This is a genomic window from Actinoplanes sp. NPDC089786, from assembly GCF_040684855.1.
Classification (GTDB): Bacteria; Actinomycetota; Actinomycetes; order Mycobacteriales; family Micromonosporaceae; genus Actinoplanes.
The window spans coordinates 12,047-33,635 of sequence record NZ_JBFBGU010000003.1 but is presented as its reverse complement, the minus strand read 5'-3'; the positions used below and the strand labels follow the sequence as shown (position 1 = coordinate 33,635).

Here is a 21,589-nt window from a genome sequence, read left to right as displayed (position 1 = left end):
AAATGACCAAAAGAACCATCGCGTCCGCAACGGTGACCGGCGTCACCCGGACAGGCAGCATCGGCGAAACGAACTCGTAACCTGAGGAGCAGCCGTGAGACGTGCACTGGCGGTAGCCGTGTCGGCGATGCTGGTATCCGGTGCGCTGGCCGGCTGTGAGCGAGACTCGCCCGGCGCGGCCAAGAACGGCGGCGCGGTCCAGTACCCGACCAAGACCGTGCAGCTCATGGTGCCCGCGGCGCCCGGTGGCGGGTGGGACCTCACCGGTCGCACGATGCAGAAGGCGTTCACCGACGGGAAGCTGATCGACCAGTCCGTCGAGGTCTACAACGTGACCGGCGCGGCCGGCACGATCGGGCTGGCGCAGCTCGTGTCCAAGAACAGCGGCGACCCCCACCACCTGATGGTGATGGGCCTGGTCATGGTCGGCGGCGTCGTCTCCAACAAGTCGCCGGTCAAGCTCGACCAGGTCACGCCGATCGCCACGCTGACCGCCGAGCAGGAGGTCGTCGTCGTCCCGGCGAACTCCAAGTACCAGACGCTCAAGCAGCTCATGGACGACGCCAAGGCCAGCCCGACCTCGATCAACTGGGGTGGTGGCTCGGCCGGTGGCACCGACCAGATCCTGATCGGACTGCTCGCCAAGGCGGCCGGCGCCGACCCGAAGGCGATGAAGTACGTGGCCTACTCGGGCGGCGGTGAGTCCAAGGCGGCGCTGCTGGCCGGCGACCTGACCGCAGCCGTGTCGGGGCAGAGCGAGTTCAAGGATCTGGTCGCGTCGGGCAAGGTGCGGGCGCTGGCGGTGTCGGGCGCCAAGGGCGTGGACGTCGGCGGCGGCAGCCCGGCCAAGACCATCAAGGAGCAGGGGTACGACGTCGAACTGATGAACTGGCGCGGCATCGTCGCCCCGCCCGGCGTCGACGAGCCCACCCAGCAGGCGATCGTTGCCATGATGGACAAGTTGCACGCGTCGGAGCAGTGGAAGGCCACCCTGGCCGATCAGGGCTGGGAGGACTTCTACCGCAGCGGCGCGGACGCGAAGGCGTACTTCACCAGTGAGAACCAGAGGATCACCACGGTGCTCACCGAGATCGGCCTCGGCGGATGACGTCCGAGTCCGAACCGGAGCGGCGGCCTGTCGCCGGCCGCCGCTCCGGGTGGGTCCTCCCGCTCACCCTGTTGGCAGTCGGAATTGTCCTCTTTATCCTCGCGTGGCAAGCGGCCGACGGCGACCTCAGCCCGCAGGGGCCGCGCCTCGCTCCGGTGCTGGTCACGGGCGGCTGGGTCCTGGTGGCGGCGCTCTACCTGCTGCGATTTCCCCGTGAGTCGGAAAAAAGCGACGATTCCGTGGGCTGGATTGCCCCGCTCGGGGTCGTCGGCTGCCTGGTCGGCTTCGCGCTCATCCTGGAATATGCCGGATTTGTCGTCTCGGCGTTCCTGTTCATCATCGCGGTGTCAAGAGTGCTCGGCAGCCGCAGCCTGGTCCGTGACGTGATCGTCGCCCTGGTCCTGCCGCTGGCGATCTACTTCGCCTTCACCCGCCTGCTCGACATCTTCCTGCCGGCCGGGGTGTTCCCGCTGTGAACGTCTTCGGCGACCTGCTGTCCGGCTTCGGGACGGTCCTTCAACCCGAATATCTGCTGTACGCCATCATCGGCGTCACGCTGGGCACGTTCGTCGGGGTGCTGCCGGGCATCGGACCGGCGCTGACCATCGCCCTGCTGCTGCCGGTCACGTTCAGCCTGGACGACCCGATCGGCACGTTCATCATGTTCGCCGGCATCTACTACGGCGCCATGTACGGCGGCTCGACCACGTCCATCCTGCTCAACACGCCCGGCGAGTCGGCCTCGGTGGCGACCGCGATCGAGGGCTACCAGATGGCCCGCCGCGGCCGGGCCAAGGCCGCACTGGCCACCGCGGCGATCGGCTCGTTCGTGGCCGGCACGATCTCGACGTTGCTGCTCAGCCTGTTCGCCCAGCCGGTGGCCAAGCTGGCCACCACGTTCCGGGCGTCGGACTACTTCGCGCTCGCGCTGCTGGCCATGGTCGCGGTGACCGCGCTGGTCGGCCGCTCGCTGCTCCGCGGCCTGATGTCGCTGATGTTCGGGCTGTTCCTCGGCCTGGTCGGCATCGACGGGCTGACCGGTCAGGCGCGCTTCACCTTCGGTACGACGGAACTGCTCGAAGGCATCGACATCGTCGTCGTGATCGTCGGGCTGTTCGCGATCGGCGAAACGCTCTATGTGGCGTCGCGTCTCCGCACGCTGCCTTCCGTTATCGAGCCCATCCAACCCGGCACCCCGACGTTGAGCCGGGACGACTGGCGCCGCTCGTGGGCGCCGTGGCTGCGCGGCACGGCGCTCGGCTTTCCGTTCGGCGCCCTGCCCGCGGGCGGGGCGGACATCCCGACGTTCCTGTCCTACACGTACGAGAAGCACCGCTCCAAGAACAAGGACGAATTCGGCAAGGGCGCCATCGAGGGGGTGGCCGGTCCCGAGGCGGCCAACAACGCCGCGTTCTCGGGCGTGCTCGTGCCGCTGCTGACCCTGGGCATCCCGACCTCGGCGACCGCGGCGGTCATGCTGGCCGCGTTCCAGATCTTCAACCTGCAACCCGGCCCGCAGCTGTTCGAGAAGTCGCCCGACCTGGTGTGGGCGCTGATCGCGTCGCTCTACGTCGGCAACGTGCTGCTGCTGGCGCTCAACCTCCCGCTGATCCGGGTGTGGGTCAAGGTCCTGCAGATCCCCCGACCCATTCTGTACGCCGGGATTCTGGTCTTCGCGACCCTGGGCGTCTACGCGGCGACGGGCAGCATCAGCCAGGTCTTCATCGCGTACGCCGTCGGCATCGTCGGCTTCGGGATGCGGCACTTCGACTTCCCGATCGCGCCGGTGATCCTGGGCCTGATCCTCGGGCCGATGATGGAGCTGCAGTTCCGCCGGGCGCTGCTGGTGTCCAACGGGGACATGACCGTGTTCGTCACCCGGCCCCTGACCGTGACCCTGCTGGCGCTGGCGGTGGTCGCGGTGATCGTGCCCTACCTGCCGCGCATCATCGCCCGCCTCCGGCACTCCCCCAACGCCGACGAGGAGCCCCGGAAACTCGCCTTCGCCGAGGACGACTGAAGCCTTAACTCAACGCCGCCAGCAGGCGCTCGTAGGTCGGAGCCAGCTCACGCAAGGCGGCCGCCGCCTTCGGGTAGTTCCGGTCGACGAGGGGACGCTGCAACGAGCCGACGAGGCGGGCCTGCTCGGCCGCGATCACCGCGCCGGCCGGTTGGCCGGCGAACTCGAGGCAGGTGGCGGTGTCGTCGAGGCGGCGGGCTCCGACGCGTACGGCGAAGTAGATGAAGTGGTCCCGCAGGCCGTCCTCGGCGCCCGCCTCGACCAGCTCGGCCACCCGGTGGGCCGCGTCGGCGTTACCCAGGCTGCCCGGCGGCATCTTCTGGTCGGCGACCATGGCCAGGTGATCGCGGGCGGCCGGGAGGATCGACCGGATCGCGTCGGCGTCGGACACCTCGGCGACCTGCTCGAAACCGGTGCGCATGGTGTACGGGTCGCCGTAGGACAGGGTCTCGGCCCGCCACGCGGTCAGGAACTCGGCGACCGGCACCTCCGCGTACGGGTAGCCGTGCGGATCGTGCGTCAGCACCCGCTCGTCGTTCACGTCGAGCACCACGACGAAGTGGTCGGCGCCGATCGGGCCGGTCATCTCCGGGTGATGACGCAGGTGGCCCATCTCCAGCGGCCCCACCCAGACCGGGCCGTCGGCCGCGGCGGCACGCAAGCGGTCGAGCGCCTCCTCGGCGCTACCGCCCTTCGACACCTCCGAGCGCCAGCCCAGAGCCGTCAGGGCACGGCCGAAACCCAGGTCCGGATCCCAGCCGTACGCGTCGAAGAACACCGTCTGCCCGCCGATCAGCTGCATCCCGAACGGGCCGCCGGTGGCCACCTCGATGACCGCCGTCGACGGGGACCGCTCGCCCAGCAGCATCGCGAGCGAGTTGGAGTAGCAGTAGGGGCCGTTGCCCACATAAGGAACGTGCATGGCGCCGAGTCTGTGGTCTGCCCCAGGGAGAGAGTCAACCGATCCAGCGGTAGCGGCGCTGCGGACGGCCGGCCGAGCCGTACCGCAGCCGCACCTCGGCCTTGCCGGTGTCGACGAAATGTTCCAGGTAGCGGCGCGTGCTGACCCGGGACAGGCCGATCCGCTCGGCGCACTCCCCGGCCGACAGGTCGCCGTCGTACGACCGCATGGCCGCCGCGATCAGCGCCGACGTGTCCTCGGTGAGCCCCTTGGGCAGCACCTTGGGCGTGGTGCGCAACGCCACGAACAGGTCGTCCACATCGGACTGGGCGACGTCCCGGGCGGTGGCGAGGCGGCCGTAGGCGTCGGCGTACCGCTCGAGCCGGTCCCGGAGCACGTCGAACGTGAACGGCTTGAGCACGTAGTGCACCACGCCGCCGTGCAGCGCCGACCGCACCGTGCCGACGTCGCGCGCCGCGGTCACGGCCAGCACGTCCGGCCCGCCGCCCGGCTGCTCGCGGAGCCGGCGCAGCACCTCCAGCCCGGAGATGTCCGGCAGGTAGATGTCGAGCAGCACCAGGTCGGGGCGTTCGGCCGCGGCGACGGCCAGCGCGTCGGCCCCGGTGTGGGCCACGCCGACCGTGGTGAACCCGGGCACCCGGTCGACGAAGCCGCGGTGCACCTTCGCCACCATGAAGTCGTCGTCGACGACCAGCACCCGGATCACGAGACGGCCGCCAGGACATGCGGCATCCGGGCGGTGAACGTCGACCCCTCGACCGACACCCGGCCGCCCCGGTGCACGCAGATCAGCCGGATCAGGGCCAGCCCCAGGCCGTGGTGACCGTCCTCCTCGCCCTTGGTGCTGTAGCCCTGCTGGAACACCCGCTCGGCCAGCTCGGGCGCCACCCCCGGCCCGGTGTCGGTCACCGTGACGACAACATCGTCACCCTCCGTGCGTACGATCGCCGTGATCTCACCGCCCGCCCGAACCGCGTCGAACGCGTTGTCGACCAGGTTGCCCACCACCGTGACCAGGTCGGCCGAGAGCCGCTCGTCGACCGGCGGCAGGTCGGTGCCGGCCCCGATGGTGAGCGTGACATTCTGCTCGGCGGCCAGGCTCGCCTTGGCGATCAGCAGCGCGGCCAGGGCAGGGTCGCGGATGGCCCGGGTGACCTCGCGGTCCAGGCTCTCGTGCAGCTCGCTGGTCCGGGTGATGTAGCGGACCACCTCCTCGTGCTCGCCCAGCTCGACCAGCCCGGCGATGGTGTGCAGCCGGTTGACGAACTCATGCGCCTGCGCCCGCAGCGTGTCCGTGGTGTGCCGGCTGACGTCCAGCTCCCGGCGCAGCGCGGTCAGCTCGGTGCGGTCACGCAGGGTGGTCACCGACCCGACGTCGCGGCCGCGCATCACCACCGGCTGCCGGTTGAGCACGACCACCCGGTCGTCGCTGAGCACCACCTGGTCGACGCCGGCCGACCTCCCGGTGAGCACGTCGAGCAGCGCCGGGTCGAGCCCGAGCTCGGCCAGTTCCCGCCCGACCGCGTCGGCGCGCAGCCCGAGCAGCCGGAGCGCCTCGTCGTTGACCAGCGTCACCCGGTGGACCGAGTCGGTGCCGATCACGCCCTCCTTGATGCCGTGCAGCATCGCCTCGCGGTGTTCGACCAGCCCGGAGATCTCGCGCGGCTCCATGCCCAGCGTCTGCCGCTTCACCCGGCGGGCCAGCAGCAGCGACCCGCTGACCCCGACCACGGCGCCCAGCACCAGATAGATCAGCAGATTGGGTACGGCGCTGCCGAGCTGGCCGACCAGGGTCGGGTACGCCCGGCCGACGACGATCATCCCGATGAACCGGCCGTCCTGCTCGTCCAACACCGGAACGTGCGCCACCAGCTCCTTCGGATCGTCCAGCACACCGACCCAGGAGCGCCCGGTCAGGCCCGTGCTCGCCCCCATCCGCACCGGCTGCCCGGCGTCCGGCCCGGTCTTGATCGTGCCGGTGCGGTCGGCGATGACCACATAGGACGCTCCGGACACCGCCCGGGCGGTCTCGGCCACCGTCTCCAGCACGTCCCGCCCCAGCTGGTCGCGCAGGCCCAGCCGGACCGTGCTGTTGATCGCGGTGTTCTCGCCCACCGACCGCAGCCGCTCGCCCTCGACCCGCCGGAACGCGGCGTCGGCCTCCGCGATCGACACCGCCGCCACCGCCACCACGACCAGCAGCACGATGGCCAGCTGCATCATGAGCAGCTGCCCGGAGAGCGACAGGCGTTGGCGCATCCGCCCATGGTGCTGGTTGACGGCCCGGAGGGAAAGGGCTTGGCTGTCTGCCATGCGGCGGCGGACTCTTCTCGGGGGAACGCTGGCCGCCGCGCTCGCCGGGTGCACGTCGGCCGCGGCCGACGCCGATCTGCGGATCATGGTGCCCAACCCGCCGGGCAGCGGTTACGACGTCACCGCGCGGGTCCTGGCCGCGGCGCTCGCCAGCAGCGGCATAGCGCGCGGGGTCGAGGTCTTCAACCTGCCCGGCGCGAGCGGCGTGGTCGGGTTGCGGCGGCTGGTGTACGAGCGCGGCAACGAGCGGCTGCTCATGCTCATGGGGCTCGGGCTGGTCGGCGCCCAGATCACCGCGGACGCCCAGGTCCGGCTGCGGGACACGACACCGGTCGCGCGGCTGGTGCAGGAGCCGGCCGTGCTGGTGGTGGAGCGCGGTTCGCCGTACGGGTCGCTGGACCAGCTGATCTCCGGCTGGCGCGCCGATCCGGGCGGGGTGACGATCGGCGGCGGTTCACTCGCCGGCGGGCCGGATCACCTGGCCACGATGTTGCTCGCCGACGCGGTCGGGTTGCCGCCGGCCGGTGTCGTCTACGACCGGCACGACGGCGGGGGCGACCTGCTCGCGGCGATCCTCGGCAAGCGGGTCGACTTCGCCATGTCCGGGCTGAGCGAATACGCCGACCAGATCGAGTCGGGCCAGCTCCGGGCGCTCGCGGTGACCAGCGAGGCGCCGGTGCCCCAGCTGCCGGCCCCGACCGTACGCGACGCCGGTTTCGACGTGGTCTTCAACAACTGGCGCGGGCTGGTGGCGCCGCCCGGGCTGGCCGGCGAGGGCCGCGCCCTGCTCCTCGAGATGCTCGGTGAGCTGGCCGTCTCGACGGCCTGGACGGCGGCGCGGGAGCGGTTCGGCTGGACCGCGGCCTACCTGGACGGGCCGGACTTCGACCGGTTCATGGCCGCGGAGGACGCCCGGGTGTCGAAGGTCCTGGACGGTCTCGGTCTCGCCCCGACCCGATAACCGGCTCGACGCGCTGCTCGTGCTGCTCGATCTCGGGCCGCCACCGCGCCGCGCCCGGGTTATAGATCTCGTCGATCGGCCCCATCACGTTGGCGCCGACCCCGCTGCGGCGCACCTTGCGCGCCAGCAGCACCAGCGCCCAGAGGACCACCCCGAACACGGCCGTCACGACCACGATCGTCAGCACGATGTCCATGGCACCCATCCTGTCACGCCGAGAAGCGGCGCCAGGCGTCGTCGGCCACCGCATTGACGCTCTCGGCGGCCAGGGCCAGGTCGGCCATGGTGAACGAGACCGGCTCGCCGCGGCGCCACGCCTGGGATCGGCGGACCAGGTCGGTAAACGCCGGGAAGATCGACGCCAGGTAGTCGCCGCAGGCCGCCTTGGAGACGATGTCCTGGTACGCCAGCGTGTAGTGCAGCCGGGCCGGGCCGCCGAGGACGAACCAGGTGACGCCGTCGCCGCTCGCCGGGTCATCGGGGCTGACGTCGTTCAGACAGGCCGGGATCTCGGCGACGTTCGCCGACCACGAACGGCACCACGCGCCGGTCGACCGGCCACAGATCGTGCAGTTCGGGCGCGAGGTAGGGGCCGTCGACCGTGGTCGGCAGCACGGCCAGGTCGGCGTCGGTCAGCGGCCGCGAGGTGAAGATGATCGCGTCGACGTCGCTGACACCGGGCTGCCAGGCGCCCAGCGCGGCCGAGCCGACCAGGTAGAGGCGCTCGACCAGGCCCGGCCGCGCCGCGTCTACCGCGGCGAGGTAGGACTCGGCGACGGTCTGCGGTTGAGCGCTATCCACGACTCGACCTCCTCGGCGCGCCACAGGCGGCCCTGGGCGAGCGTCGCGGCGGCCGCCGGGAAGCCGCGGCGCTTGGCCAGCTTGTAGAAGCGGCGCCGCGCGATCGGGGCGAGCATCGTACGGATCTCCCGGGCACCAACCAGTCGTACCGTCACGCCGCAAGACTAGTCGTCAGACAACCCTCAGGGCTTGCGACCCACCGCGCCGTACGCATCGATGTAGTCGTCCGGATCGTCGCCCCGGCGCCACTGGGTGATCTGGGTCAGGCCCGGCTCGACCAGCTCGAGCCCGGCGAACGTGCTCGCGATCTCGTCGGGGCTGCGCAGGATGTACGGCACGCCGCCGCTCTCGGCCAGCTTGTTCGCCCCGTCGACCACGGACGGGCTGGTGTTGGTGCCGTCCCAGAGCACCAGGTGGCTGCCCGGCGCGGCGGCGGCGACCGTGGTGCTCACGATCGACCGGACCACCTCGAGGTCGGGCTCGTAGCCGAGCACGCCCATGAACATGATCGCGACCGGCTGGGTGAGGTCGAGCGCGTCGCCCGCCGCGGCCACGATCTTGTCCGGCTCGTGGTAGTCGGCCTCGACGTACGTGGTCAGGCCCTCGGCGGTCGACCCGGACAGCAGCGCGCGAGCATGCACCAGCACCATCGGGTCATAGCAAGTCGGGTTGTGCGCACACTAACGATCGCTGTTCGGTTGCAATGAATGGCTAGGGCCGGCAAGCCGAACCCGGGAATCTGACACACTTTTGTGTTCATCACCCACGGGCACCACGCTACCCGGCAACGGCGGTCCGCCCGACACAATAAACGCTGGTCAGGGCGGCTAGGGGTCGAGGCGATCCCGACCTACCCGAGGGCAGCCGGGTACACATCGGCAGCCCGGCTCCCGTCCGGAGCTGACCGGACGTCGGCTCCGGGGGGCCGGAGCGCGCCGCACCTTTTCGAAGGATTGCAATGGTGGGATTCAAACACCATCCGGGAAAGCCCCCGCGGCCCTGTGGCTCGTCCTTCGCCCTCGCCGCCAAAGAAACCCTGGTGAGGGCAAAAGCGGACGGGAAGTATGCTGGAGGACCGTAGGGCGATGGCGGGCGGAGCCTTGGTCAACAGTGGAAGTTGCAGATGGGCCGCAAGAGGAGTAAGCGTCACGCTGACGCGCGGCGTTCTGAGGCCCGCGACTCGACGGAGGTGCTGGAGACCAGCCTCTTCCGCGTAGCTCGACACGGGCGACACATCACGATGGAGGGCGTCGGTTCTCCCGACGCGCATGCCGAAGCTGTCGCCGGAGTTCTGGCACAGCGCGATGATCTATGGCAACGCCAGGCCGAACGGCGAGGCCGGCTAGTCGAGATTCTTCAGGAAGCGGATCCCGCAGATCTGCTCGGTTTCCTCTCGCTCGTCTACCCAAGGATTGATCCCGACACCTATCGGGAGTCCGAGAACGACCAGTCGCCGGCGCACATCGAGTACCTGGCGCTCCAAGCTCTCGGCGTGGGCATCGTGCGTCGTGAGGACATCGACCCCGTACGGCAACATGAACTTGCCGGTGAGGCAATCGAGCTGGTCAGGGACATGTTCCGCGCGGCAACCTGGCTGACCATGCTCGACGCAATGGAGGACCGCCAAGCTCACCCCGACGACGCGACTGTGGAGTATGCGTTCAAGGCCCGCATGTATTCGATGGGTATCCGGGGAACCGCGTATCCCGAACATATGCTCAGTGTTCTTCGTGGCTGCCTCGACCCGTTCGACACCGAGTGCCGAAAGTTGCTCGGGTTCACCGTCGGCGACGCACTCGCCTTGTCCGATGCGATCGGGACGGTGATAGAGAAGCGGGTGAACCCGCGAGAATGCGAGGCAGGTGAGGCTCGCCACGAAATAGAACGGATGCTCAAACGTGCGCGTCAGCGTCGGGATGTGAGCGGCACTCCGTTCCCAGCGACGGTCTTGTCGATGACTCCCACGGAGGCCAAACAGCAGGTCGCCATGCTCATATCAGCCTGGACCTTCCATGATGCCCGATCGCTCACTTTAATCACCCCCGAGGACCTGGCTACAGAAACGGGGCTTGACACGGCGACATGCCAGGCGTTCCTGGACGCGTTCACGTGCCCGCCGTCAGAGTTCAAGGTCAAACACCACGCCTATCCCACAGGTGCGCATCCCCTCACTCATTGGCCGATCCTCAACCTGGATGACGGATACCTAGTGCCCGCCCCGTCGACCTTCGTCGAGTCGATCAGGGCGTTGATGGAGGACGCCCTTCACAAGGACGGTCGAGTCTGGGAACGATACGTCGCGTCGCGAGGCGAGTTCGTGGAGCGCGAAGCCACGAAGAGGCTCGCCGAAGCACTACCCGGCAGCGAGTCATGGACGGGCGTCAAGTGGCGCTCGCCAGCCACCAATAGCGATCTTGACGGTCTTGTCCGCGCAGACGACCTGGGTCTGCGGGTGCAATGCAAGGCCGGCCGGATGACGGCGCCCGCTCTTCGCGGATCTTCGGACCGCATGCTCCGCCACCTCAAGGACCTGGTCCAGTCCGCCGCACAGCAACATCGGGATTTGGCGACGGAACTAGGCGCGCACGGTGGTCCTGCGCTGGGCTTCACCGGCAACCAGGTACGGGCACTTGCCGCACCCCTCCAGGTTGAGATCATTGTGTGCCTGGACGACGTGACGGTATGGGCGACCGAAGCCCACGAGTTGCGGAGTATTGGGACTCTTCCAGCGGATAGGCATGTCCCCTGGGTCCTCTCGCTGACCGACCTGATGGCCGTCACCGACCTCCTCCAAGGCAGCCAACTCGGTCATTACATGCTGCGCCGGCTGCGCCTCGAACGCGACGGTAGGGTCCAAACCCACGACGAACTGGACTGGGTCGGCAACTATATCGCAAACGGCCTCTTCTTCGACGGCTACTTCGACGCCGAGCGCCCACCCGACTGGTTCCGGTTGCTGAGCTTCACGGAGGCGATCGACGACTGGTACTTCACCCGACAAGGTCTCCGATCTGTCCCGGCGGCTAAGCCCGAACAACCCATCCCGCCGATGCTGAAACAGCTTCTGCATGATCTGGAAGTACGCAGACCGGACCACTGGATGCTGGCCGGAATCGCGCTGCTGAACGGTGACGACGACTCGCGAGACAAGTGGGAACAGGGCCTCCTGCATGTCCAGCTCAGGGCTCGGGAAAAGGGCTGGTCCAACATCACCCAAGTGTTCGCCGACAGCCTCGGAGTCACTTTGATGGCCGACTACCGGCTGCTGCGGCCGGAACTCGACGACATGGTTGCAAGTCACTGCCGTGCCAAGGTCGCCGACCTCGGGCTTCCCAACTGGATCGGTATCGCCGAAGGCATATCAGCGAGCCTGGCCGTCGCCGTCATTGAGGGGAGCCCAGGGTTGGGCGAGATCTTCACGAGTCCGCCACCACCCCGTACGCACTCCGACTCACCGGATCAGGCGTCGGGCTGAGGCTGCTCCGCCACGCGTCGGCCCACAAGTTCACCAGGTGACAAGATCCGCATCTAACGTGACCCCGCCGCAGTCGCGCGAAGCGGCTTCGAGCGGCTCGCGCTTCGGCCCCGGTTTCAGAGATCTTCGGCATCCGGCATGCGGGCCGGAGGGCGCCTAGTCATTCACTCAGCGGACCGCCCGGCGGATGCGCTCGTCCACGTGGCGGTCTTCGTTGAGTTCTGCGAAGTGCCGGGCGGCGTCGGGGTTTCGCCGAAGTTGGCGGGCTATCACTGCGGCTGGATCCCCTTGCAGGGTGGCCATCCACGTCCGGATGGTTCGTTGAGGCGTCCACTGATCCCAGCGCCCGTCCCACACGAAGAGCGCCTCGGCGGCCTCCTCCAGGAGGTCAAGGTCGCCGTCGTCGGCTGCCCATCTCTCGATCGAGTGCAGCAACATGATGACGCCGGCTGCTTCCTCATGTGACACGTCCGCCCAGAGGTGCTCCCGCATCGCGTGCGCAACTTCGATGGCGCGTTGCGGGTCGGCCGCCACGGCGGCGTACACCGCTTCGGGATCGAGCCGGGGAAGGATGCGGCAGTAGAGGTCGGTGTCATTGGGACTCCGGGCGGCGAGCGCGAACAGTTTCGCGGCGGCTGCTTCGTCACCATTGTTGGCGGCTGCCATGAACTGCGCTGCGGGATCGCTGCCGTCAGGCTGGTCAAAATCGAGTTCTTGTCGGATGAGTTCCAGCAGGTCGTCAACATTAGCTGGACGGCGGGTGGGATCGAGGTGGGTGGACTCCTTGGCCACGTGGCGCCAGGGTCCATCCGCGGGCAGCAGTGGCGTGTTCGCCTGGGGCCATTGGCCCCGCAAAGCCCAGCCGATGATCTGCCCGATGCTGTAGATGTCGGCTTGTGGACCAGCCTTGTGCGCGTCGATCGAGAGTTCGGGTGCAGCAAAGCCTTCGGTGCCGAGCATGGCTCCGACACGGGTGCGGTCAGGGTTTGTCGTCTGCCCACGGGGGCGGCGGCCGTATCCCCAGTCACCTACGGTCCAGACCCCGTCGCGTCGCAGCAGGTTGCTGGGCTTCAGGTCACGGTGGACCCAGCCGAGGGTGTGTGCTGGCCGCAGCGCTTCGCAGATCGCGGTGACAAGTCCCCGCAGCGCGTCCGGATGGCTCAGTTCGGACTGGACAGCGGCAGCGGTCTCCTTCGCGAGCGGCATGACGAACCACTCGTACGTGTCGCTGTGGTCGAGTACCGGCATTACGTGCGGGTTGTCCCCCAGCGCGCGGGCCACGTCGACCTCTCGCTTCATCCTCGCGACCGCTTGCGGGCTCGTTGAGCGCAGCTTCTTGAAGGCGACGAGAACGCCGGATGGCTTGTGCTCCGCCCGGAAGACCACTGCTTGTCCGCCGTCGTCGATCGGACGCGCGTCGCGCCGGTAATCGCGGAGGTTTCCGCGTGCGGCGAGTCGCACGGTGTCGTACGGGTCCATAGTTCCTCCCGCTGTCGCCGCCGCAGTGCTCTGTGGAGCGTAGCCAGTCGTGACGATTGGCGGGCGCAGGCCAGGCAGACGGATGAGCACCGGCCAGGGGTCTCGCGGACCTCGACGGGCACCGTAGACGTCACCCAGCATGTAGCCGACGCCATCCGGTGCCGCGCACAGTCCCCTCACCGAGTTGACGGTGAGGTTGGTGAGCAGTTCGTTGGAGCGTGCACGAATGTCGGTACGTACAAGTGTCACGCCGAGGCCGGTCGGGTTGCCGCCCGCAGTGATAACCCGATGGTCGTCGACTCCGAGCAGGTAGGCACGGTAGTCGTGCGCCGACGGGATCCAGTCGTCCCGCTTCGCACGTGAGCTTCGATTGAGATCGATGACCGTGGAGTTACCGGCTGCGGCCAGGAAGAACCGCCGTCCCTCAAGCCAACCGGCAGTGTGGACGTTGGCGTTGAACTCGATGTCGTAGCGATGTTGGCGACCCACACGCTCGCCGATGCGGGTCAACGCCAGCGTGCCGGTGCCCGCACCGAATGTTGGTCCGCTCCCGCTGAGTACCCACGTTTCACCCTCGGGCCCAGTCAGCAGGTGCACGTTGCCGGAGAAACCACCCGCGATCGCCTCCAGCCGGCCGTCGGCCACCCGGACCACAGCGTCATTACACACCGCCAATACCGACCCGTCCGGCATGACCAAGGGCTCGTCGACGCACCCAGCGAGTCTCATGATCCACGACGTCACGCCGCGTACGGTGTCGAGCTCCACCAGGCCCTGCTCCGTCACGACCACGAGTCGATCGACGTCGAGGGCGGCAATACCCGAGATATTCGGCCACCCGTCTTCGCCGACCAGCGCCAACGTGGCCGGGATGCCGTCGTACGGCTCTGGCAAGACCGGCCACGGTGGCGGCATGAGGTCTGGTGTGGCCATCTGCGGGGAGGACGTCCCGTCGTCGATGGTGAGCATCCGCTCGAGCGGAACATAGCGGGCGCCTTCGACAAACGCGGCCCGCGCCGTGACCGTCAGCATGTCCAGCACTGGCGCGAGACCACACAAGGCGGATTCGACGTGTGTGCGATCCCAAAGCAGCGTGCGGTCCGGCCCGGAGGGTGTCGACGAATCGAAGCCAGACATGGACGCCACAATCACCGTGCCGTCGTGAGCGTGGGAGCGCAGTGACTCGGCCATCTGCGCGGTCGCGGAGCCGCTCATCGGCCGATCCAACCAGGTCAGGCCCATCAGGAACGGCCGGCCGTCCAACATGAACGCCACGGCAGGAACATCTGGGAGCCTGAGCGCGGCATCGACGCCCGCCTCCTCTAGCAGACGCACCACCAAGCCGGCGAGCCGTAGGGTGCGTCTCGCCGCCTGCGACTCCTCTCGGAGCTCACCGTACTCGGCGAGCAGAGCGGGGAGTCCGTTGTCGAAGGTCGCTTCCACGCCCGCCCGCCTGTCGGAAGTTTCGCGGGCGCCCTTGGCCACGCCAACCCATTCTGGCACCGCCGCTTCGCAGAGTCCGTACGGTCATGGGCATGTCGTAGATGCGGACTGTCAACCAGCTCAGCAACGAGGCAACACTCGGTAGAATGGCGAGAAAGTTTCGCAAGCCATCCGTTCGTGTGCTTCGGTGGCGGCCACGATCGCCGGGGCCGCCGGTTTGATTCGTTCGACGGCCTGGCACATCAGGTTGCCGGCGCGGTCGCGGCACGCGCCGAGGGGTCACGACCGGTGCCGTAGCCAAGACCTTCACGCCCCGGATCCCGAGCACGGCGAGCTGCCGCACGACGGTGGTGAGCTGATCCAACGCGGCCACCCCGAGCAAATGTTCCGGCGTGCCGGTCGTAGGGCATCACCAGCAGCGGTGCGGTCAGGTCCCGGATCGTCAGTACGGGCCGTGTACAAGCCCCGCAGGGCTGCCCGCCCAGGCTCCACCCCGACCGGGCCTGCGTCCGCCACCAATCGAGCTGCCAACTTGCCAGGACATAGAAGGGCTGGAGCGGGTTGGTCATCGAGTTGCGAGCATCGGGTAGGTACCCCATACGTCCCAGGAGGTCCGTCCCCGCCGCTGTAAGTCGATGTCCAGTCTGTCACCGGGGCGCAGCGGGTAGCGACCAGTTGGGCCGAGGTCGGGATCGTTGAGTTGCGCTTCGATCTGGCAGCCATCGGCGAGTGTGAAGGTTGCGCTGAAGTCGTCCGGCTCTGGCGACGCGGGACCAGCGACGACAACGGCGGCCAGACGCATGGTCTGGCTTCCCTCGCAGCACGTACACGACGCCGGGCGCACCTTGCAGTAGCTGGCCACGATCTCGGCCTGGTGGCGGGCCACCGCGAACGGGACGCCCCGAAAGTATTCACGACCCGCGTTCGTGCGTTGTCCGATAGTGCCGAGTCTGCCGAGCAGCATACGTTCGCCCTCGTCAGAGTCTTGGATGTATTCAGAGGTCCAGACAGGCACCGCACTCACGTCGAACCGCGCCGCAGCGCGCCTGTGCTCACCGGTGCGGCGATCAAGGTCGGAGGTTCGGCCAGCCTTGATGACTCCTGTGTCGAAGCCGATGACGTACAAGAAGCCAGCGGATTCGGGAGGCCGCTTGATCTTAAAGCGCTTGCTCATGACCCGGCACCATAGCTGCCAGGTCCGACAAACTCACCGCGATACATCCCGGATCTCAGCGACAGCGCTCGACCCCGGGTCCGAGGCAGACGGTCGGCCCCGCGACGCCCCCGAACGGATAGTAACGGGCCGACCGTGTGGCTCTTGGGCGAGTCGTCGCTAGACTGCTCCGGGTGCAGATCCGGCGGGTGACCGTGTCCAACTTCCGGGGCATCCGCGAGGCTGAGTGGCGGCTGCCCCCGCAGCAATTTCTTTGTCTTGTCGGAGCTGGGGACAGTACGAAGACCACGTTGCTGGACGCCATCGCGTTGGTGTTGACGTCCCGCCCGAACGTCACGTTCAGTGATGCAGACTTCTACAACTGTGATGTGACGCAGCCAATCGAGTTGCGGGTGCTGATCGGCGACCTCACGACCTCGCTGCTCGACGCTGAAACGGGCTTCGGCATGTGGTTGACCGGACTCGCCGCGGGCGGCGAACTTGAGCACGACCCTGCGCCCGATTCCGAGGCTTGCGTGATGCTCCAACTCACGATCGGCGCGGATTTGGAACCGTCATGGACGGTGGTCCGTCACGACGAGCATGACGACGGGATGCCGCTGACCAGCGGGAAGCGTCGCTTGCTCGGTCTGTTTCGGGTAGACGACCGCGTCGACGTGCACCTTCGCTGGGGACGTGGGTCAGCGCTCGCGCGGCTCACTGAGTCCGGAGCAGATGCCGCGGTTACGGCCGTGCGGAGGGCGTCACGCGAGACCGTGTTCAACGGCGTCGGCCAGGACTTGATCGCCACCGCCGGCCAAGTAGCGGCTGCCGCCGCCGCTATTGGCGGCGGTCAGTTCGCCGATCTGAGACCAGGATGGGATCCGGTCGCGTCAGCCTCACCGTCGGCCCTGCTGCTCCATGACGACAGGGTGCCTCTGACTCACTCAGGGCTGGGTAGCCGGAGACTCATCAGCATCGCGGCCCAGGAGCTGGCGACCCAGGACGGCAACATCCTGCTCGTGGACGAGATCGAGCACGGCCTTGAGCCGCACCGGCTGCTGCATGTGCTACACGAGCTGCGTAAACGCTCGGCCCAGCGGCGAGGCCAGGTCATCGTGACCACCCATTCCCCGATCGCTGTGCAGGCTATGGCAGCGACCGACATCAGCGTCGTCCGCAAGGAGAAGGCCACCGGTCTTACCACTGTTACGCCGGTACCACCGGACATCGACGAAGCGCAGGGCGCCTTGCGGGCAGGCCCGTCGGCGATCCTTGCCCGCAAGGTTGTCGTGGGCGAAGGTGCCACCGAGGCTGGCATCCTTCGGGCGTTGATCCGCTGCTGGGACGACGAGCGCATCACCTTGGGCTTGTCCACGCACGCGGCGCTGGGGGTGACGTTCTTTAACGGTGGTGGGTCGAACGCGGCGATCCGGGCCAAGGTCTACCAAGACCTCGGCGTTCTGGCGACGCTGCTGGTCGACAACGATGACCGTGGCGTCGACAAGTATGTCGATGCTGCCGCAGCCGTGGGCGTCTTGATTGCGCGCTGGCAGTACGGCAACTCGACCGAGGCAGAGATCATCAATGAGCTTGTCGAGCCGGCTGCGTTGTCGGAGATCGTGGGGCTTGCCGTCAACCACAAGGGTGTCGACGCGGTGGAAAGTCACCTCCGCAGTGGATTGCCGAAGCTTGCGCCTCCTCTTGATCCGTGCGACCCCGATAGTTGGGCAGCCGCTGGCTACACGCCAGGTGAGGTGCGGGCCGCGATCGTTATCGCCGCTGGTGGAGGTTCCGGGAAGAAGGACAAGAACGACAAGGCGTGGTTCAAACGGGAGGATGCCGGCGAAGCCCTCGGTGAGTTCATCTGTCGGCACTGGAACCGCTACCGGATGACCCATCTCGGCAGCGAGCTGACCAAGGTGCGGCAGTTCATATATGGCGACGAGGAGCCCACCGATCAACTCAGCAAGTAGCGCCCACGTAGACGCGCTGCTCGTCCGCCAAGCGATGCCCTGCTCGATCACCATGCCCGCAGGCACGGGCAAGACCGAGATCATCGCGGCGATGACGCGGCTCACTGCCGACGTCCAGCAACGAGCGCTCGTCCTCACCCACACCCACGCGGGAGTTGACGCGCTGCGGCGGCGCATCAAGAGGATGGGAGTACCGCAGGGTGCGGCGCGTGTTGAGACAATCGCGAGTTGGTCCCATCAACTGGTCCGCCACTACCCGAACCTGGCCGGAGTAACTGTTCCCGTCGAACCAGTCTGGGCAGACTCAGCCCTCTATTACAAAGGCGCCGCTCGCGTAATCCAAGCCCGCAGCCTTCAACATGTCCTTGCCGCAACGTACACATTCGCGATTGTCGACGAGTATCAGGACTGCACCACGCGCCAACATGGTCTCGCCGCTGCGATCAGCACGGCGATACCCGTCGCAGTCTTCGGCGACCCGCTCCAGGCAATTTTCGGCTGGGACGATGCCGACCCGCTGCCGTCATGGTCCGGCGAGGTCCAATCACTTTGGCCCGACCTGAGAATCAGCACACATCCTTGGCGATGGAAGGACTACAACGCCGACCTCGGCCAATGGCTACTGGGGGTACGCGACAACTTCAGCCAGCGAACTCCCATCCGGATCGGCGACGGCACACCGGTGCGGTGGGTTCCGTCGGCGGAACAGTATCGCGCCATGGTCCGGGAATGTCGGGACGCACGAGTTCGATACCCCGCCGAGTCCATCGTCGCGATCGGAATGTGGGACCGCGACTGCAACGGCGTCGGTAGCCACCTGAACGGCTCCTACAGCGTCATGGAGACCATCGAAGGCAAAGATATGGTGGACTTCGCTCGAATCGTCGACCAGGGTGACGCCCCCGCCGTCGCGGCAGCGACTGCGACTTGGGGAAAGACATGCATCAGCGGCATCTCGCCCTTGATCAAGAGCGAGGACGTGCGACGGCTGGAGGCCGGCAAGCCGATCGCCCACCTTCTCCGACCTGGGGCAAAGGCGGCTCAAGAACTTCTGTCCAGTCTTCTCACGACTCCTGGCGCCGCCGCCGTCCGCGCGGCACTCGTCGCAATCGGCCAACTGCCCGGCGGAGCAACCTACCGGCATGACGCCTGGCGTACCGTGCTGAACGCTCTGCGCACAGCAGAAGCCAGCGACCAGTCAGTAGCAGAGGCAGTGATCCAACACCGCAACAGGACTCGCGCGACGGGTCGACAGAGCGGCCGGCACACGGTGTCGCGCCCCACGCTCATCAAAGGGCTAGAGTACGACCACGCCATCGTCCTCGACGCTGACCAGCACGAACCCTCCAGCCTCTATGTAGCACTCACCCGCGCCCGCACGACGCTCACCGTCATCAGTAAGCAGCCCGAACTGCGCACGCAATCCCGTCAGACTGCCCGTGGCGTAGGCCGAAGCCAAGAGCCGCGAGCGGACGCAGCGGTGCAACAACTAAGCCTGATATGAGTCGATCAGGTTGCGTGCGCTGTACTCCAACACTGCGCGGCTAGGTGCTGGCCTGAAGGCTGGCATTCTCAGCGGATGAGGATGCCCACCGAGGAGCACCATGGCCGCCACGCAGCGGCACACGCGCGGAGCTGCGAACGCGTGTCAAGTAGCTGTCGGGGCGCCCTCGATCGTAGGGGTCGGTCCAGCGGGCTTGGCCCTCCGCTCCTTGGCCAAGGTCCACAGGTATTTGTCGATCTCCCGAATAGAGAACTCGCCCAGGCCGTAGTGCTCGCAAAACCTTCGGATCGAGCGGTGCCAGATCGCGTAATCGGTGCCCCAGTGTTCGCCGCGCGTGAAGGTGTCGAACTTTTCGCCTTGCTTGAGTAACGAGTTAAGGATGCCGACCACTAAGGAGTCGTAGATAGGATAGACGTCCGGCCGATGGAAGTTGCAATACTTGGTCGCGAAGGAGTAGTTGCGCCGCCTCTTGCCGCGGATCTCAACGTTGGCGATCCTCTCGACGAGGGCAGGGTCCATCACGTCCCCCGCCAGTGCGGCGTCGATGTCCAAGCTCACGATGTGCCGGGCGACCTGAACCACAGCGAATATATTGGTCGAGTAGAGGCCGTTCAGTGCTGCAATCTTGACGCCGACCTGGCCGACATCGTCGTTCTTTGGCATCGCCGCGAATGCGATCTTCAATGCGGCGTCAATCTTTTCATTGTCACCTACCCGCCAGCGTGCGAGGTATCTCCGTACCTGGTCAGGCGAGGGTGTTGGGACGGGTGACAGCAAGGAGGACACAGTCACCTCTTCGTTGGCATCTCGGGCGAATCGTAGTCCAACGATCATCTACAACACGTCGCCCACCCTCACCTCCGGCTGGCGTGCAGCTCGGGGTTCCCGTGTCGGGCGTTCTGGAGCACACTGAACTGGTGCATTTCGATCAACGTCAGCTGACGGCGCGCCTGGGCGTCGCACTCGTCGACCAGTTCGTGCATGAACATCTCCAATGGATCTTCCGGGAGCAACCGGTTAGTGATGTTGGCATCGATGCGATCATCGAGCAGCGCGCTGGCGGTAGGGCGACAGGCCGTTTGATTGGTGCGCAGATCAAGAGTGGGTCATCGTGGTTTCGTGAGCGGACTCCCGACGGGTGGGTGTACCGAGGAATCTCCGACCACCTTGACTACTGGTTGGGGTACGAACTCCCGGTCCTACTTGTCCTGGTGGACGTCGACAACAAAGTCGCTTACTGGGGCCACATCGAGGCTGGGCAAGTGAATCTGACCTCGGATGGCTGGAAGATCGTCATCCTAGATCGGCAACGGCTAGACGCGACGGCCTGTGGTCCCCTGAGTGCGATCTGCGCCAGAACCCGCCAACCGACTCGCCCGATCGCCAGCACCCTCCAGCACCAGCCCCAGGTGACTACTGCAAGTGCCGCGGCTCGGTCGACTTCCCCCGGCCTCAGGAATCCATTGTTGCCGGCGGCCCAGAGGATGGCCTTGCTGACACTGATGTCTATCGGCAAACGCCCAGCCAGCAGCCGGGAGCTACAGGACCGTTACGGACTGGCCATCCTCAAACGGGATCGTGACGCTCTCACCGATCTCGGCTTGATCGACGTGCGCAAGAGCGGCCCTAGGTTGGTTTTAGAACTAACCGATCGGGGCTGGGAATGGTGCGCGCAGGAACTCGGCGCACCACAAGAGCCGAGGCTGAAAAACGCAAATGCCGCCCTGTCGGCGGTATCCATAGGGATTGACCGCTACATGCGAAGGAATATGCTTACGCCAGCCGACTTGTTCGCTGACGATGACCGGCGACGCGACGAGTGCGGTCCTCAAGATTAGTCACCCTCCTCGTCGGAGCGCCGACGTTGGTACGGCCCGCTTCACTCAGCTCTTTAATAGCCACATGCTCATGATGCCTCCCTGTGCACCGGTAGTCGGTTCATGGGATGTCGCCGCGGTCCAAGCCGCAATATCAAAACTGGAATCAAGGCGCTGTATATGCAAACTCCACGCCATGCACAGTTCTGGCTCTGCTCATTAATGCACCAAAGCCCCACTGGGTAATGACTTGCGTAATATACTCACATCGGTAGTTCAAGGCGTCGAACCTGAACGGCCCTCTACTGACGGCCCGAGACGGCGACTGCGCTTGGTCGGCACGCACGGACTGCGGCTCCGATCGGCATGCGAGCGCTGAGGACCATGGGCATGATCGTTGGCTTCGGCGGCCCTCGGCTCCGAAGGTGCGTGCGTTGGATTCGCATATTCTGCACAAACCGATGCTTGCGATCATGCGTATTTGGAGACTTGGGCAACGTAAGTCCTGGTACGAATTCTCCGCCACGGTGTATTGCTATTTCCCGAGGCGGTGTAATTCGAGAAAGCGCTCGTTGTCGTCTTGCTTGACGGCTGGCCCATTCCTAACCTTGAGCACA

The 21,589-nt window shown here is 66.8% G+C and carries 18 protein-coding genes; 8 read left to right on the top strand and 10 right to left on the bottom strand.

The window, feature by feature from the left end; genetic code table 11:
- Positions 1-94: 94 nt before the first annotated feature.
- Genes AB0O15_RS14005 through AB0O15_RS13995 form a run of 3 tightly spaced genes read left to right on the top strand, consistent with a single transcriptional unit; the run spans position 95 to position 3,128 of the window.
- Positions 95-1,108 (top strand): tripartite tricarboxylate transporter substrate binding protein, encoded by a 1,014-nt coding sequence (locus AB0O15_RS14005; protein WP_364318206.1) that lies wholly within the window; start codon positions 95-97, stop codon positions 1,106-1,108.
- The gene (locus AB0O15_RS14000; protein ID WP_364318204.1) at positions 1,105-1,584 is read left to right on the top strand and encodes a tripartite tricarboxylate transporter TctB family protein; all 480 of its coding nucleotides are present in this window, start codon (positions 1,105-1,107) and stop codon (positions 1,582-1,584) included. The genes AB0O15_RS14005 and AB0O15_RS14000 overlap by 4 nt, the downstream gene beginning before the upstream one ends.
- Positions 1,581-3,128, top strand: coding sequence for a tripartite tricarboxylate transporter permease (locus tag AB0O15_RS13995; RefSeq protein WP_364318202.1), 1,548 nt, complete (start codon positions 1,581-1,583; stop codon positions 3,126-3,128). The genes AB0O15_RS14000 and AB0O15_RS13995 overlap by 4 nt, the downstream gene beginning before the upstream one ends.
- A gap of 4 nt (positions 3,129-3,132) precedes the next feature.
- Here AB0O15_RS13995 and AB0O15_RS13990 read toward each other — a convergent pair whose 3' ends face one another.
- Genes AB0O15_RS13990 through AB0O15_RS13980 form a run of 3 tightly spaced genes read right to left on the bottom strand, consistent with a single transcriptional unit; the run spans position 3,133 to position 6,309 of the window.
- Entirely contained in the window at positions 3,133-4,050 is a 918-nt protein-coding gene (locus AB0O15_RS13990) for a hypothetical protein (protein WP_364318200.1), read from the bottom strand.
- Positions 4,051-4,084: 34 nt separating this feature from the next.
- Positions 4,085-4,747 (bottom strand): response regulator, encoded by a 663-nt coding sequence (locus AB0O15_RS13985; RefSeq protein WP_364318198.1) that lies wholly within the window; start codon positions 4,745-4,747, stop codon positions 4,085-4,087.
- Positions 4,748-4,752: 5 nt separating this feature from the next.
- Positions 4,753-6,309: an ATP-binding protein gene (locus AB0O15_RS13980; RefSeq protein ID WP_364318197.1), complete on the bottom strand. Its 1,557-nt coding sequence runs from the start codon at positions 6,307-6,309 to the stop codon at positions 4,753-4,755.
- A 52-nt stretch (positions 6,310-6,361) separates the two neighbouring features.
- On the opposite strand from AB0O15_RS13980, the gene AB0O15_RS13975 reads away from it, so the two are divergent.
- Positions 6,362-7,324: a tripartite tricarboxylate transporter substrate binding protein gene (locus AB0O15_RS13975; protein ID WP_364318195.1), complete on the top strand. Its 963-nt coding sequence runs from the start codon at positions 6,362-6,364 to the stop codon at positions 7,322-7,324.
- Here the strand turns inward: AB0O15_RS13975 and AB0O15_RS13970 are convergent.
- The 4 genes from AB0O15_RS13970 to AB0O15_RS13955 all read right to left on the bottom strand — a co-directional run bounded on the left by AB0O15_RS13970 (position 7,257) and on the right by AB0O15_RS13955 (position 8,775).
- On the bottom strand, positions 7,257-7,520 hold the full coding sequence (locus AB0O15_RS13970) for a hypothetical protein (RefSeq protein WP_364318193.1): 264 nt from the start codon (positions 7,518-7,520) through the stop codon (positions 7,257-7,259). The two genes, AB0O15_RS13975 and AB0O15_RS13970, sit on opposite strands and share 68 nt — an antisense overlap.
- 278 nt (positions 7,521-7,798) lie before the next feature.
- On the bottom strand, positions 7,799-8,125 hold the full coding sequence (locus tag AB0O15_RS13965) for a nucleotidyltransferase domain-containing protein (RefSeq protein ID WP_364318192.1): 327 nt from the start codon (positions 8,123-8,125) through the stop codon (positions 7,799-7,801).
- A complete protein-coding gene (locus tag AB0O15_RS13960; protein WP_364318191.1) occupies positions 8,074-8,280 on the bottom strand; it encodes a DNA-binding protein in 207 nt (68 codons plus the stop codon). Before AB0O15_RS13960 ends, AB0O15_RS13965 begins: the two co-directional genes overlap by 52 nt.
- A gap of 27 nt (positions 8,281-8,307) precedes the next feature.
- Positions 8,308-8,775: an SAM-dependent methyltransferase gene (locus AB0O15_RS13955; RefSeq protein WP_364318189.1), complete on the bottom strand. Its 468-nt coding sequence runs from the start codon at positions 8,773-8,775 to the stop codon at positions 8,308-8,310.
- 539 nt (positions 8,776-9,314) lie between these two features.
- Here AB0O15_RS13955 and AB0O15_RS13950 point away from each other — a divergent pair.
- The gene (locus AB0O15_RS13950) at positions 9,315-11,600 is read left to right on the top strand and encodes a hypothetical protein (protein ID WP_364318188.1); all 2,286 of its coding nucleotides are present in this window, start codon (positions 9,315-9,317) and stop codon (positions 11,598-11,600) included.
- 168 nt (positions 11,601-11,768) lie between these two features.
- On the opposite strand, the gene AB0O15_RS13945 is transcribed toward AB0O15_RS13950, so the two are convergent.
- Positions 11,769-14,564, bottom strand: a complete 2,796-nt coding sequence (locus AB0O15_RS13945) for a hypothetical protein (RefSeq protein ID WP_364318186.1) — start codon at positions 14,562-14,564, stop codon at positions 11,769-11,771.
- 523 nt (positions 14,565-15,087) lie between these two features.
- Positions 15,088-15,696: a GIY-YIG nuclease family protein gene (locus AB0O15_RS13940; protein WP_364318184.1), complete on the bottom strand. Its 609-nt coding sequence runs from the start codon at positions 15,694-15,696 to the stop codon at positions 15,088-15,090.
- 173 nt (positions 15,697-15,869) lie between these two features.
- Here AB0O15_RS13940 and AB0O15_RS13935 point away from each other — a divergent pair, with 173 nt between their 5' ends.
- Together AB0O15_RS13935 and AB0O15_RS13930 are read left to right on the top strand one after the other, a co-directional pair.
- Positions 15,870-17,651: an AAA family ATPase gene (locus AB0O15_RS13935; RefSeq protein ID WP_364318183.1), complete on the top strand. Its 1,782-nt coding sequence runs from the start codon at positions 15,870-15,872 to the stop codon at positions 17,649-17,651.
- A complete protein-coding gene (locus AB0O15_RS13930; protein ID WP_364318182.1) occupies positions 17,614-19,155 on the top strand; it encodes a UvrD-helicase domain-containing protein in 1,542 nt (513 codons plus the stop codon). The genes AB0O15_RS13935 and AB0O15_RS13930 overlap by 38 nt, the downstream gene beginning before the upstream one ends.
- A gap of 144 nt (positions 19,156-19,299) precedes the next feature.
- On the opposite strand, the gene AB0O15_RS13925 is transcribed toward AB0O15_RS13930, so the two are convergent.
- Positions 19,300-19,941 (bottom strand): hypothetical protein, encoded by a 642-nt coding sequence (locus AB0O15_RS13925; RefSeq protein ID WP_364318180.1) that lies wholly within the window; start codon positions 19,939-19,941, stop codon positions 19,300-19,302.
- A 101-nt stretch (positions 19,942-20,042) separates the two neighbouring features.
- Here AB0O15_RS13925 and AB0O15_RS13920 point away from each other — a divergent pair, with 101 nt between their 5' ends.
- The gene (locus AB0O15_RS13920; RefSeq protein WP_364318178.1) at positions 20,043-20,993 is read left to right on the top strand and encodes a DUF4365 domain-containing protein; all 951 of its coding nucleotides are present in this window, start codon (positions 20,043-20,045) and stop codon (positions 20,991-20,993) included.
- The last annotated feature ends 596 nt before the right edge of the window (positions 20,994-21,589 follow it).

What these genes read in the sequence shown, in the direction of transcription:
- AB0O15_RS13980 (WP_364318197.1), bottom strand. Translation starts at nt 6,309, where the DNA reads ATGCGCCAACGCCTGTCGCTCTCCGGGCAGCTGCTCATGATGCAGCTG.
- AB0O15_RS13930 (WP_364318182.1), top strand. Translation starts at nt 17,614, where the DNA reads ATGGCGACGAGGAGCCCACCGATCAACTCAGCAAGTAGCGCCCACGTA.
- AB0O15_RS13975 (WP_364318195.1), top strand. Translation starts at nt 6,362, where the DNA reads ATGCGGCGGCGGACTCTTCTCGGGGGAACGCTGGCCGCCGCGCTCGCC.
- AB0O15_RS14000 (WP_364318204.1), top strand. Translation starts at nt 1,105, where the DNA reads ATGACGTCCGAGTCCGAACCGGAGCGGCGGCCTGTCGCCGGCCGCCGC.
- AB0O15_RS13940 (WP_364318184.1), bottom strand. Translation starts at nt 15,696, where the DNA reads ATGAGCAAGCGCTTTAAGATCAAGCGGCCTCCCGAATCCGCTGGCTTC.
- AB0O15_RS13970 (WP_364318193.1), bottom strand. Translation starts at nt 7,520, where the DNA reads ATGGACATCGTGCTGACGATCGTGGTCGTGACGGCCGTGTTCGGGGTG.
- AB0O15_RS13955 (WP_364318189.1), bottom strand. Translation starts at nt 8,775, where the DNA reads ATGGTGCTGGTGCATGCTCGCGCGCTGCTGTCCGGGTCGACCGCCGAG.
- AB0O15_RS13990 (WP_364318200.1), bottom strand. Translation starts at nt 4,050, where the DNA reads ATGCACGTTCCTTATGTGGGCAACGGCCCCTACTGCTACTCCAACTCG.